The following is a 12,240-nucleotide window of genomic DNA, read 5'->3' as shown; positions in this document are numbered from 1 at the left end:
GCTCGCATGAGAGGGACGGACAAGCCGCGCAGCAGCCCCTTGGTGCCCGACGCGGTGGGGGCGGAGATCGCCCGGCACGACTGGGAGACCGTCGCGTGCGGCTGCGGCCGCGGCGCGGGGCATCTCGTGGACACCTTGTGGGCGGCTGCCGAGGGACACCCGGCCGCCTTCCGCGCGTTGGAGGGCCACGCCTTCCTGTCCGGGCAGCTGCACCCGCCCGCGCCGGCGGTGTGCGGGGTGCTGATGGCCGTCTGGTCGGCGGGCCCGCCGCGGCTGGCCACGCGCGAGGCGCTGCTGTGGACGCTGCTGTCCCTGCTCGGCGCCGAGGACGACGGATCCTCGCACGAGGCCGGGCTGTACGGGCAGTGCGCGGCGCATGTCCGCGCCTCCCTGCCCTCGCTGCGCCGCGCGGCGGCCGCAGCTCCGGGCTCCGTGTCGGCAGCCTACGTGGACGGCGTCGTGGAACTGCTCGGCCTGGGCTCGGGAAGATCCTGACGGTCCTGCCGCGGAACACCCCCGCCGAGGCAGCCCCGCAGCACCTCCGGAGTGACGTCCGCCGAGGACCGCGCGAAGGTCCGTACGGGTGAAGCCGGCACCTCCAGCAGCGACGGGACCACCAGCACCCCGCACCCGGCGGCCTCCGCGGAGGCCGCACCGCCGGGCGGGTCCTCCACGGCCACGCAGTCGCGCACCGCGGCGCCGAAACGCTCGGCGAACGGGACATGGGCCGCCGGCGAACCGCCGACGACCGGGTCGACGACCAGCCGCGGCGAGGGTGAGGGGTCAACGGGCCGCCTCGGCGAGCTCCTCGGCGATCGCCCCGCGCAGCCAGTCCGCGACCCGGCCGAAGCCGAAACCCAGGCCGGCGGCCCGGCCGTTGTCCAGGGCGTAGGCGCGGTCGAAGGAGAACGGCGAGGCGGGGGCGCCCTGTTCGACGATCCGGTGGCGCACGGGCCGGCCGACCCGGTCCGCGACCAGCTCGCACAGCCCGAGGACGTCGAGCGCCCCGTGGGAGGCGGCGTCGACCGCACCGGTGAAGGACTGCCCCGCCGCCCACTGGAGGAAGCGCGCGATCTCCCGGTGATGGATGAACGAGGTGGGGTGCGGGGCCGCGTGGACGTCCACCGGGGTTCCGGCGGCGATCCGCCCGACGTAGTGCGCGAGGCGCCCGGTGAACTCCTCCCGGCCGCCGCCGAGGACGTGCGCGGTCCGTACGGCGGCGAAGCCGAAAGGGCTGCCGGCTTCCCCCGCGCCGCGGAAGACGGCCTCGGCCTGCCGCTTGCCCTCGGCGTAGGCGCGGGCCTCGGGGGTGGGCGGCGCGGGGTCGTACACCTCCATCGTGGAGGTCATCACGTACCGCGCGGTCCGGCCGGCGAAGACCCGGCGGGCGACGGCGGCCTGCAGCGGTGTGTAGCAGACCTGGTCGACGACGGTGTCGAAGGTGCGCGCGCCCAGGGCGGCGATCAGCTGCGCCGCGTCGTCGCGGTCGGCGATGAGACGGCCCACGCCGGGCGGCGGGGCGGCGGAGCCCCGGTTGAGGACGGTGACCTCGTCGTCCGCATCGCGCAGGAGGGTGACCAGGTGCTTTCCGAAGTACCGGCTTCCGCCGATCACGAGAATCTTCTGCATGGCTTCGACTGTGCCGCTGTATGGTCCCCAGCAGAACCGATCACCTGCTGAACGGGTATGAAGGAAAACTGATGATCGATGTGCAGCGGCTGCGGATCCTGCGTGCCGTCGCCGAGCACGGCAGCTTCAACAAGGCGGCCGGGGCGCTGCGGCTGACCCCGTCGGCCGTCTCGCAGCACATCGCCTCGCTGGAGCGGAGCCTGGGCCACCCGGTGGCGGTGCGCAGCACCCGCGGGGTGACCCTGACCGAGCCGGGGCGACTGCTGGTGGAGGCGGCGGAGACGATCTCCGCCGAGCTGGACCAGGTCCGCCACGAGATCGACCGGCTGACGGCGCAGCGGCCCCGGCTGACGGTCGCCACGTTCACCAGCGGCGGCCGGCATCTGCTGCCGGCGGCGCTGGCCCGGTTCGTGGCCGCGCACCCCGAAGTCGAGCTGACCGTACGGGAGGCCGAACCGGAGACCGCGGTGCCGATGGTGCGCAGCGGCGCCGCCGACCTGGCCCTCACCTATCACTTCGACGGTCCGCTGCCCCTGCGGGAAGGGCTCGACTGGACGCCGCTGATGGACGATCCGCTGTGGCTGGTGCTGCCGCGCGAACACCGGCACGCCGGCCGCGCCTCGCTCGGCCTCGCCGAACTGGCCGCCGACCGGTGGGTGCTCGGCTGCCTCAAGACGGAGGCCTTCCTGCACCGGTACGCGGGGCTCGCCGGCTTCGGCCTCCGGGTGGCGGCCTCCACCACCGACTACTTCTTCGCACAGACCCTGGTGGCCGCGGGCGTCGGCGTCGCGCTGATCCCGCACGTGTCGCTGGCCCCCGCGGCCGCGCTCGCGGTCGTACGGGTCGACCCGCCGCGCCCCGCCCGCCACATCGGGGTCGTCACCCCGCGGCGGCGGCGCCCGCACCCGTACGCGGAGGCGTTGACGGCGGCGCTGGCCGAAACGGCGGTGGAGCGGTGAACGGGCACCTCCTGTCCGGTCTCGCGGCCAATCCGGCGCTGCCGGCCGAGCTGCTCGACCGGCTGATCGACGGCCTGATCGCGCGTGCGGCCGCGGGCCCGGACGAGGCCGACGCGGACCTCGCCCAAGCCCTGAGCGAGCGCACCGACCTGGGGTCCGCCCAGGTCCGCGCACTCGCCGCCTGCGACGAGGACACCGCGCTCCATCTCGCGCACGCGGGCGTGCTGGACGCCGCCGACGTGGACCCGGCGGCCCGGCCTGCGGTGGCCCTCGCCCTGCTGGGCGCGGGCGCCGGACCGCCCGACCGGGCCCGCCTGCTGGCGGCCCATCCGGACCGGCAGGTTCGCGCGAGGCTGGCCTCCCGGCCCGGTCTGCCGCTCGACGTGCTGGAGGCGCTCGCCGCCGATCCGGAGGTCGAGGTGGTCGCGGAACTGGCTCTGTGGACGGCCGAGCCGTCCGTCGCCGAGCGCCTCGCGGCACATCCGCATGCCGAGGTGCGCAGGGGAGCCGCGTCCAACGAGGCGACACCGCCCGCTGCGCTGGCGGCGTTGATCACCGGCGAGGGGCTCGCTCCGGCCCGCTCCTGCCTGGTCTGCGACCGCGAGGAGATCCCCTTCACGCACGATCCGTACTGCGCCCGGACGGACTGCGACCTGCGCGGCGGCGCCGCCTGCGCGGGCGGGCACGAGTCCACCCTGCACGAGATCCGGCAGCAGGCCGCGCGGAACCCGGCCACGCCGACCGCCGCCGCGGCCTCCCTGGCCGGCCACCCGTCGATGCTGATCCGCTGGGCGCTGGCCGAACGGACCGATCTGTCACAGGAGTTGTACGCACGGCTCGCCCAGGACCCGATACCGGGGGTCCGGTCCGAGGCGGCCGCGAACCCCGCGATCGGCGAACCGCTGATCCGCGCCCTGGCCTCGCGCTGCGGGAGCGGCGGAAAGGGCGGCAAAGGCGCAACCGCCGGGGACGAGGTGACCCAGAGCCTCGCCCGGCACCCGCGGGTGCCGCTCGACGTCCTCGCGTCCCTGGCCCGCGCAACCCGGATCGGGCCGGCCCTGGTGCCGCGGATCGCCGACGCCACGCCCGCCGAGCTCGCGGACGCGGCCGCCTCGGCGGACGCCCGCGTACGGATGCTCGTCGCCCAACGGCACGATCTGGCACCGGAGTTGCGCGACGCCCTGGCAAGAGACCCGGATGCGGCGGTGGTCAAGGCCATAGCCCCGCATCCGGGCCTGTCCGAGGAGCAGCTGCGCGCCATGGTCGGGCTGCACGGCGTACGGGTCCTCGCACGGGTGGCGGCGAACCCGGACGCCCCGCCGGCCCTGCTGGAGGACCTGGCCCGGCACGATCCGCCGGTGCGGCGGGTGTTCCGCGAGATCGCCGGCCACCCGAATGCGACGGCCGAGGCCCTGCTGCCCTGCCTCGCCGACGAGAAGGCCAGGCCGCGCGCCGCCGGTCACCCGGCCCTGCCCCCGGCGGTCCTCGTCGGCCTGCTCGCGGACACCGATCCCGAGGTGGCCCGGGCGGCGGCCGCCAACCCCTCCCTTCCGGTCGACGTGATGGCGGACCTGCTCACGGACCGGTGGGGGCGAGGGGGCGAGGTGTCGGGCCCTCGGCCGTGAGGCTCTCGAGGGAAGCACGCACCTCGAGGGGGCCGGGTAGGGGCCGGCTCAGGCGTCCGGGCCGTCGACGATCCGGCCGTCGCGCAACTCCACCACGCGGTCGGCGAGTTCGATCAGGTTCTGGTCGTGGGTGGCGACCAGGACGGTGACGCCCTCGCTGCGGACCACCGCGCGCAGCAGCTGCATGATCGAACGGCCGGTCTCGGAGTCGAGCTGTCCGGTCGGCTCGTCCGCGATGATCAGCGCGGGCTCGTTGGCCAGGGCGCGGGCGACGGCGACCCGCTGCTGCTGGCCGCCGGAGAGCTCGCCGGGGCGCTGGTCCATGTGGTCGGCCAGGCCCACCAGGGCCAGCAGGGTACGGGCGCGCTCCTCGCGCTGATGCGCCGGTACCTTGCGCATCCGCATCGGGATGCCGACGTTCTCGAGGGCGGTCAGTACGGGGATCAGCCCGAAGGACTGGAAGACGAAGCCGATCCGGTCGCGGCGCAGGGCGAGCAGGGCCGCCTCGTCCAGCCCGGCGAGATCGGTGCCGTCGAGCGTGACCGTGCCCCCGGTCGGGGTGTCGAGGCCGCCGACCAGATTGAGCACCGTGGTCTTGCCGGAGCCGGACCGGCCCTTGAGCGCGGCGAGTTCGCCGTGGCGAATCTCGAACGAGACCCCGCGCAGCGCGTGGACGGCCCGGGGTCCGCTGCCGAAGCTCCGGTGGAGGTCCTGCACCACCACCATGGGCGCTGCCGTGCCGGTCTGATGCTGCGTCATGGTCTGGATCCCCCTGGAATCGGCCCGGCGGACACCGTCTGACATCCCGCCCTTTCGAATTTGCTCATCCGTCACATCGTTCGCGCAAGTATCCTCCGGTCCCTTCCGCTCTGCATGCAAATCTGACAGCATCGTCCGCTATCCGGTACCAGCGGTCCGGATGGGGGAGGAAAGCGGCACATGCTCGGCTTCGTCGTGCGCCGGCTCCGGGGGCGACTGCCGCTCGCCGCCGCCGTACTGCTGACCGTACTGATCACCACGACCGTGCTGACCGCGCTGCTCGCGTTCAACCGCGGCGTGGGCGAGGCCGGGCTGCGCCGGGCGCTCCAGGCACCGGGCCAGACCCGGACCACCGTCCTGGTCACCGGCGAGCATCCGGCGGCCGCGCGCAGCAAGGACGACGAGGCCGTACGGGCCTTCTCCGACGAGGTGTTCGGCCGGCTGCCGGTCACCGTCGAGAGCGTGGCGCGCAGCCGCTCGTACGGGCTGCCCGGCCCCCGCGCCCCCGGCAGGGACGCCGACCTGACGCTGCTCGCGGCCCTCGCCCGGGACCGCGTACGCCTGGTCTCCGGGCAGTGGCCCGAGCCGGCCGCCGCGCCGGGCGGGCGGGTGCAGGCGGCCGTCCCGCAGGCGGCCCTGACCCGGCTCGGGCTGGCACCGGGCGCGCTCCCCGCCGAGGTACGGCTCGACGACCGGTACGGCGGCGGCCCGCTCACCGTGGTGATCACGGGCGTGTACCGCGCGGCCGACCCCGACGCCGCGTACTGGCGGCTCGACCCGCTCGGCGGCCGGGAGTTCCAGGTCGGCAGCTTCACCACGTACGGACCGCTGCTCGTGGACGACACCGTCTTCGGTGCCGGCGGACTGGTCCAGAACAGCCGTGACTCCCTCCTCACCCCCGACTTCGCCACCGTCCGCGTCGCCGAGAGCAGAGTCCTCCGGGCCTCCGCCGCCGAGGCGGCGGAGGCCCTCACCGGCGCCTCGGGGCTCCACGTCAGGACCGAACTGCCGGAACTGCTCGGCGAACTGGAGTCCGGGCTGCTCGTCGCCCGGTCCACACTGCTGGTGGGCGCACTGCAGCTCACGGTCCTGGCCGCGGCCGCACTGCTGCTCGTCTCCCACCTCGTGACGGGCCGGCAGGAGACCGAGCGCCTGCTGCTCGCCGCTCGCGGGGCCTCCCGGCGCCGCCTCGGAGCCCTCACCGCGGCGGAAGGCCTGCTGCTCGCGCTGCCGGCCGCCGTCCTCGCACCTCTGCTCACCCCTCCGCTGCTGCGGCTGCTCGCCGGTTTCGGCCCGCTGTCCCGCGTGCCGCTGGAGAGCTCCGGGACCTGGCTGCTGTGGCCGGTCGCGGCGGGCTGCGCCTTCGCCTGTGTCCTGCTGACCGCGCTGCCCGCCGTACTGCGCGGCGCGGCGGCCGCGGCCCTGCGCGGCGCGCGCGGCCGGCAGCTGCTCACCGCGCGGGCCACCCGTTCCGGAGCGGACCTGGTGCTGGTGGCGCTGGCCGTCCTCGCGTACCAGCAGCTGTCCCGGTACCACGACGCCGGGCACGGGACGGGCGGCCCCGGGGCCTCCGGCGCGTCCGGTGCGCTGGGCATCGACCCGGTGCTGGTCGCCGCACCGAGCCTCGCGCTGTGCGCCGGCACCCTGCTCGTGCTGCGGCTGCTGCCGTTCGCCGCGGCCCGGCTGGGCGGGCGGCTCGCGGCGCGCGGGCGCGGCCTCGGACCGGCGCTGGTCGGCTGGCAGCTCGCCCGGCGTCCCGGTCGCGCCACCGGGCCGGTGCTGCTCCTCGTCCTCGCCGTCTCCAGCGGGGTGCTGGCCCTCGGCCAGCACAGCGCGTGGTCCGCCTCCCAGCGCGACCAGGCCGAGTTCGCCACCGCGGGCGGGCTGCGGATCTCCGGCGCGGATCTGTCCGCCATGGGCCAGGGCGGCCGGTACTCGGCGCTGCCCGGCGGCGACCGGGTGATCCCGGTGATCCGAGAGCAGCAGGAGCTGGCGGGCGGTAGGCCCGGGGAGTTGCTCGCGCTGGACGCCGCAGCCGTGGCGGAACGGGTACCGCTGCGGGCCGATCTGCGGGACGGGCGCCCGATGGCCGAACTGTTCACCCCGCTCGCCGCCGACGCGGGCGCCCCCGCTTCCGGCGGGATCGCGCTGCCCGGCGCACCCGTGCGGATCGACGTAGACGTGACCCTGCGCGGGCGGCAGGACGGCAATCCCGGCATCTCGCTGCTGCTGCGCGACCGGTTCGGCCTCACCTTCCGGACGCCGGTGATGACGGTCCCCTCCGACGGCGAGGCGACGCTCTCCGCGCATCTGGGCTCCCTGACCGATGCCCCCCTCGGGTCGGCCGCCGCACCGCTGAGCCTCGTCGGCATGACGGTCGGGTACTCCGACCCGATGCCGCAACCCGGAGGGTTCCGGCCGTCCGCCGCAGAGCTGGCCGTCCGCCGGATCTCCGTCTCCGACACGGCGAGCGGCGCAGCCGTCCCCCTCCCCCCGTCCGCGCCGGCCCGCTGGACGCTGTCGGCGCCGGGCGTCAAGGACGGAACCGCCGTGCAGGTTCCGGCTGCCGCCGACGGCTCGGAGCTGTTGCGGATGAGCTACCGCGGGGGGACCGGCGCCCTGGGCGGCGTCAGCGTCCTGCTGACCCCCGCCGGCACGCCCCCGGCCGCCGGCGAACTCCCGGGCATCGCCACGCCCGGCTACCTCGCCGCCGTAGGAGCGAAGGTGGGCGATACGATCCCCGCCCGGTTCGGCGACTCGGCCCTGCGGGTCCGGGTGACCGCGGCCGTGGGCTCGCTGCCCGTGGCCGGAGACACCGCGCTGGCCGTCGATCTGGCGGCCCTGGGGCGGAAGTTCGCGGCCGAGAACGGGCGCGCGCTCCCACCGCCCACCGAATGGTGGCTCCCGGCGGCCTCCGCCGGCGATCCTCGCCCTGCACGGGCGGCCGCCGAACTGCGCTCGGGCGCCGGCCTGCAGAAGGTGCAGCTGCGCGAGGAGGTGGCCGCCGAACTGCTGGACGATCCGCTGAGCGCGGGTCCGCAGAGTGCGCTGGCCGCCCTCGCCCTCGTGTGTGCGGTCCTGGCCGCGATCGGCTTCGCGGCCTCGTCCGCGGCGGCCGCTCGGGAGCGGACCCGGGAGTTCACCGTGTTGTCGGCGCTCGGTGCGCCCCGGCGGAGCCTGGCCCGCACGGCTGCCGCCGAGGCTCTGGTCCTGGTGGGCCTCGGCAGTGCCGTGGGGGTGGGGCTGGGCGCCGCGATCGTGCACCTGGTCGTGCCGCTGATGGTGCTGACACCGGCCGGCCGCCGCCCGCTGCCGCCCGTGGTGGTGGATCTGCCCGACGGCCGGACGCTGCTGCTGGCCGTCGCGATCGCCGTGCTCCCGCTGCTGTCGGCCCTGGCCGGCGGCCGACGTGACCGAGATGTGGCCGCAGGGCTGCGGTACGTGGAGGAGACATGACCAGCCCGGCCACGCCGGATGCCGGCACCGCGCCCGAGTCCCCGCCCGGCGCCCGGGCCGGTACGCCGCCTCCGTCCGGGATCCGCCCGGCGCCCTGGGTGCGTACCCGGCTGAGTGCGGCGCCGCTGACCGCCGTGCTCGCCGCAGCGCTGGCGTTCGTCGCCGTGCTGCTGTCGGCCGCGCTGCCGCGCGCCATGGACCGCGGCGCCGATCAGGGGCTGCGCTCCTTCCTGCGCGACCGCGGCGCGAGCGCGACCAGCGTGCTGGTCACCTCCCCCGCGCAGGACGGGCCGCAGAGCCCCGAGGGCTTGGACACGGCACTGGCCGCCCTGCTCGCCCGGACCGGCCCCGGATACCGCATTGCGCCGAGCGGGCCGGTGTACGGCGCCCGGGGCGTCAGGCCGCGCTCCCTCGACAACCCCGAACTGGCCCGCCCCGAGAAGGTCTCGCCGATCCTCCACCTGATGCACGTCCACGGGGCCGAGGAGCACGTACGCCTCGTGGAGGGACGCTGGCCGGGCGGCGGGACGCCCGGCGGCCCGGTCCCCGTCGCGCTGCCGCAACAGGCCGCTCAGACCCTCGGTGCCAAGGTCGGCACGGTGCTGCAGAGCTCCTCGGGCACATCCGACGGCATGAGCGCCGAGGTCGTCGGCCTCTTTGCCGCGCACGACGAGGCGGACGTCTTCTGGACCGACCTGCCCTGCCCCACCCATGCCTGTCAGCGGTACACCCGCAAGCCGCTGCCGGAGATGTACTGGGAGGCCTCCGCCCTCATCGGGCCGGACTCACTCGCACGCCTCGGCGCATGGGGCGGGCAGGCCGAGGAGTTCTGGCGGCTCCCGGTGGACACGGACGTGCTCCGCGCCGACCAACTGCCCGCCACCGGACTCCGGATCACGGCGTACACGGCCGGGCAGACCGCCACCGACCTGGCGCGGGTCACGGGACGGCCCAGGCTGCGGGTCGGTTCGGGGCTGCCGGCGCTGTTCACCCAGGCCCGGGCCCGGGAGGCGGCCGCCGCACCGCTCGCCGCGATCGGCCCGGCGGGGGTCGCCGGGGTGGCCCTCGTGGTGTTCTGCCTGGCCGGCGCGCTCACCGGCGACCGGCGCGCGGACGAACTGCGGCTGCTGCACGCCCGCGGCGGGTCCCGCCGCGGCATCCTGCTCCGCCTGCTCGGCGAGGGCGCGGTCACCGTCCTTCCGGCCGCCGCGCTCGCGACCTCGCTGGCCGTACTGCTGCTGCCCACCCCGCGGTGGACGGCCACCCTGCTCGCCGCGTCGGCCACCGCGCTGTTCGCGCTGCTCGCCTTCCCCGTACGGGCCGCCGTGGTGCTGTCCGCACGGCGCGGTCCGCGCCCCCGGCGCCGGCTGGCCGGCGAGCTGCTCGTCCTCGTCGCGACCGGCGCCGCCGTGTTCGAGGTCCGGCTGCGCGGGGTCACCCCGGCCGGGCAGGGCGTGGACCCGCTGCTCGTCGCCGCCCCGCTGTTGCTCGCCCTGTGCGGCGGCCTGGTCCTGGCACGGCTCGTACCCGCCCTCGTCGGAGCGCTGGCCTGGCTCGCCGGGCGGCGGTCCGGGCTGATCGGCTTCCTCGGGCTGGCCCGGGCCGCACGCGGCACCGGCGGCCGGCGCCGTCCCTCCGTACTGCCGGTGGTCGCCCTGCTGCTCGCGATCACCACGGGAGGCTTCGGGGCCGCCGTCCTCGCCACCGTGGACAGCGCCAGGCGCGAGGTGGCGCGGGTGAACGTGGGCGGCGACGCGCAGGTCACCGCGCCCTACGGGGAGATCCTTCCGCAGCCCTTCCTCGAGGCCGCCGCCGCACTGCCCGGGGTACGGCTGTCCGTACCGGTGTGGACGGACGACGACGCGTTCGTCTTCGGCACCGAGCAGGGTTCCACCAAGGTGCGGGTGGTCGTCGCCGACCCGGTGACGTACGCGCAGCTGGCCCGGGCCGTGGGGTGGGGCGAGTTCGACCCGGCCCGGCTGGCGGGCGGCGGCGCCGGAGCGCCGGTACCCGCCCTGTTCAGCCGCGACTTCGCCCGGCTGGCCGGCCCCGGCCCGCACGAGCTGCGCCTGGACAACACCGGGGCGTTGCCGGTGAAGGGGGCGGGAGTGGTGGAGGGCACGCCCGCCCTGCCGGGCGTCGAAGGCTCCTTCCTCGTCCTGCCGGCCGGCCCGGCCACGGCGGCGGTCGCCCAGACGACGCATCCGACCCGGTGGTTCGCACTCGGCTCCCCGGACAAGGCAGCGCTGGACGAGCTGGTCCGGGGGGCGCCCCGGAGCCCGGCCTTCGAGGGCTGGGCCGTGCACACCAGCGCCGACGAGTACGCCCGGCTGGCGCGCGAACCGCTGGGGCGCTCGGCGGCCCGGCTGTTCCGGGCGTCGGTGGCCGGCGCGGAAGGCCTCGCGCTGCTCGCCGTCCTGCTCACCATGGTCCGGGCCGCGCCCGAACGGGCGGCGCTGCTCGCGCGGCTGCGGACCATGGGCCTGCGTCCCCGGCAGGGCGTGGCGTTGATCCTCACGGAGGCGCTGCCCCAGGCCCTGGCCGCCGCACTGGGCGGGGCGTTGGCCGCGGCGGCCGCCGTGGCCCTGCTGGGGCCGGCCGTGGACTTGTCCGCGCTGGTCGGCACGCGTGCGCACACCGGCGTACGGCCGGCCTTGTGGCCCGTGCTGACGCAGGCCCTGATCCTCGCGGGCCTGGTCGCGGCGGCCGTGCTCGCCGAGGCGGCCGTGACCGGGCGGCGCCAGATCACCACCGAGTTGAGAGCGGGAGACCAGCGTTGAACAGCGACCAGCCGACCTACGAAGAGCTGCGCCGGCAGGCCCTGGCCGCCGCCGGGCCCCGGAGCATCGGGGCGGACACGGCGATCGCCTGCGACCGGCTGGTCCGGATCTTCAGCAGTGACGGCATCGAGGTGCAGGCCCTGCAGGGGCTGGAACTGACCGTCGCCCAGGGGGATCTGGTGGCGCTCGTCGGCGCCTCCGGCAGCGGCAAGTCCACCCTGCTCAACATCCTGGCGGGCCTGGACGTGCCCACCGCGGGCACCGCGACCGTCGGCGGCTTCAACCTGCTGGAGATGTCCGCGAAGGACACCCTGCGCTACCGCCGTGAGGCAGTGGGCTTCGTCTGGCAGCAGACGGCCCGCAACCTCCTGCCGTTCCTGACGGCAGCTCAGAACATCGCGGTGCCACTCCAGTTGACGGGCGGTACGCGGCGCGGTGCGGCGAAACGCCATGCCGCCCGCGTCACGGACCTCCTCGAAGCCCTCGGGATCGGCCACCTTGCCGACCGCCGCCCCGCGCAGCTGTCCGGCGGCGAGCAGCAGCGCGTGGCCGTCGCCGTCGCCATGGCCAACAACCCGCCGGTCCTCCTCGCGGACGAGCCCACCGGCGAGCTCGACTCCGAGACCGGCGCCGCGATCTTCGAGGCGTTCCGCACGGTGAACCGGGAGCTCGGCGCCACGGTCGTCATCGTGACGCACGACCCGCTCGTCGCGGGCGAGGTCCGCCGTACGGTGGCCATCCGCGACGGCCGCACCAGCAGCGAGGTGCTGCGCCGCACGGTCACCGACGAGCACGGCACGGAGTCGGTGAGCGAGCGCGAGTACGTGATGCTGGACCGGACCGGCCGCGTGCAGCTCCCGCACAAGTTCCTGGAGGCCCTGGGCATGGAACACCGCGTGGCGGTCGACCTGGCCCCGGACCACATAGAAATCCGCCCCGACTCCACGCAGGACCCGGCATGAGCCGGGGTCGGCCGTCCTGACGATGACCCGGCCCGGCCCGGCCGACCCGTACGGCATGCGCGAGCCCATG

At 75.9% G+C, this 12,240-nt stretch carries 8 protein-coding genes; 6 read left to right on the top strand and 2 right to left on the bottom strand.

Translation table 11 applies throughout. The annotated features are described in order from the left end of the window. Positions 1-6: 6 nt before the first annotated feature. Positions 7-495: a hypothetical protein gene (locus tag IF09_RS0114595; protein WP_158709969.1), complete on the top strand. Its 489-nt coding sequence runs from the start codon at positions 7-9 to the stop codon at positions 493-495. Between the two features lie 288 nt (positions 496-783). On the opposite strand, the gene IF09_RS0114590 is transcribed toward IF09_RS0114595, so the two are convergent. Continuing rightward, positions 784-1,629 carry an NAD-dependent epimerase/dehydratase family protein gene (locus IF09_RS0114590; protein ID WP_037634853.1) on the bottom strand — a complete coding sequence of 282 codons (846 nt, stop codon included), beginning with the start codon at positions 1,627-1,629 and terminating at the stop codon, positions 784-786. A 71-nt stretch (positions 1,630-1,700) separates the two neighbouring features. On the opposite strand from IF09_RS0114590, the gene IF09_RS0114585 reads away from it, so the two are divergent. Both IF09_RS0114585 and IF09_RS0114580 read left to right on the top strand, forming a co-directional pair. Then, positions 1,701-2,588 carry a LysR family transcriptional regulator gene (locus tag IF09_RS0114585; RefSeq protein ID WP_030295675.1) on the top strand — a complete coding sequence of 296 codons (888 nt, stop codon included), beginning with the start codon at positions 1,701-1,703 and terminating at the stop codon, positions 2,586-2,588. Continuing rightward, the gene (locus tag IF09_RS0114580; protein ID WP_030295674.1) at positions 2,585-4,213 is read left to right on the top strand and encodes a hypothetical protein; all 1,629 of its coding nucleotides are present in this window, start codon (positions 2,585-2,587) and stop codon (positions 4,211-4,213) included. The genes IF09_RS0114585 and IF09_RS0114580 overlap by 4 nt, the downstream gene beginning before the upstream one ends. Before the next feature lie 48 nt (positions 4,214-4,261). Here IF09_RS0114580 and IF09_RS0114575 read toward each other — a convergent pair whose 3' ends face one another. Beyond that, the gene (locus tag IF09_RS0114575) at positions 4,262-4,972 is read right to left on the bottom strand and encodes an ABC transporter ATP-binding protein (RefSeq protein WP_030295673.1); all 711 of its coding nucleotides are present in this window, start codon (positions 4,970-4,972) and stop codon (positions 4,262-4,264) included. 180 nt (positions 4,973-5,152) lie between these two features. Here IF09_RS0114575 and IF09_RS0114570 point away from each other — a divergent pair, with 180 nt between their 5' ends. From IF09_RS0114570 to IF09_RS0114560, 3 genes are read left to right on the top strand one after another with little or no spacing between them, the layout of a single operon-like run. Then, positions 5,153-8,428, top strand: a complete 3,276-nt coding sequence (locus IF09_RS0114570) for an ABC transporter permease (protein WP_051832446.1) — start codon at positions 5,153-5,155, stop codon at positions 8,426-8,428. Next, on the top strand, positions 8,425-11,208 hold the full coding sequence (locus tag IF09_RS0114565; RefSeq protein ID WP_030295670.1) for a hypothetical protein: 2,784 nt from the start codon (positions 8,425-8,427) through the stop codon (positions 11,206-11,208). Before IF09_RS0114570 ends, IF09_RS0114565 begins: the two co-directional genes overlap by 4 nt. Beyond that, on the top strand, positions 11,205-12,170 hold the full coding sequence (locus IF09_RS0114560) for an ABC transporter ATP-binding protein (RefSeq protein WP_030295668.1): 966 nt from the start codon (positions 11,205-11,207) through the stop codon (positions 12,168-12,170). The genes IF09_RS0114565 and IF09_RS0114560 overlap by 4 nt, the downstream gene beginning before the upstream one ends. Positions 12,171-12,240: the final 70 nt, after the last annotated feature.

Source organism: Streptomyces katrae, from assembly GCF_000717655.1.
Lineage (GTDB): Bacteria > Actinomycetota > Actinomycetes > Streptomycetales > Streptomycetaceae > Streptomyces > Streptomyces katrae_B.
The sequence above is the reverse complement of the archived record's forward strand: the minus strand, read 5'-3'. Positions and strand labels throughout refer to the sequence as shown.

Coding starts and splice junctions, on each gene's coding strand:
- IF09_RS0114595 (WP_158709969.1), top strand. CDS start 7: ATGAGAGGGACGGACAAGCCGCGCAGCAGCCCCTTGGTGCCCGACGCG.
- IF09_RS0114590 (WP_037634853.1), bottom strand. CDS start 1,629: ATGCAGAAGATTCTCGTGATCGGCGGAAGCCGGTACTTCGGAAAGCAC.
- IF09_RS0114585 (WP_030295675.1), top strand. CDS start 1,701: ATGATCGATGTGCAGCGGCTGCGGATCCTGCGTGCCGTCGCCGAGCAC.
- IF09_RS0114575 (WP_030295673.1), bottom strand. CDS start 4,972: ATGACGCAGCATCAGACCGGCACGGCAGCGCCCATGGTGGTGGTGCAG.
- IF09_RS0114570 (WP_051832446.1), top strand. CDS start 5,153: ATGCTCGGCTTCGTCGTGCGCCGGCTCCGGGGGCGACTGCCGCTCGCC.
- IF09_RS0114565 (WP_030295670.1), top strand. CDS start 8,425: ATGACCAGCCCGGCCACGCCGGATGCCGGCACCGCGCCCGAGTCCCCG.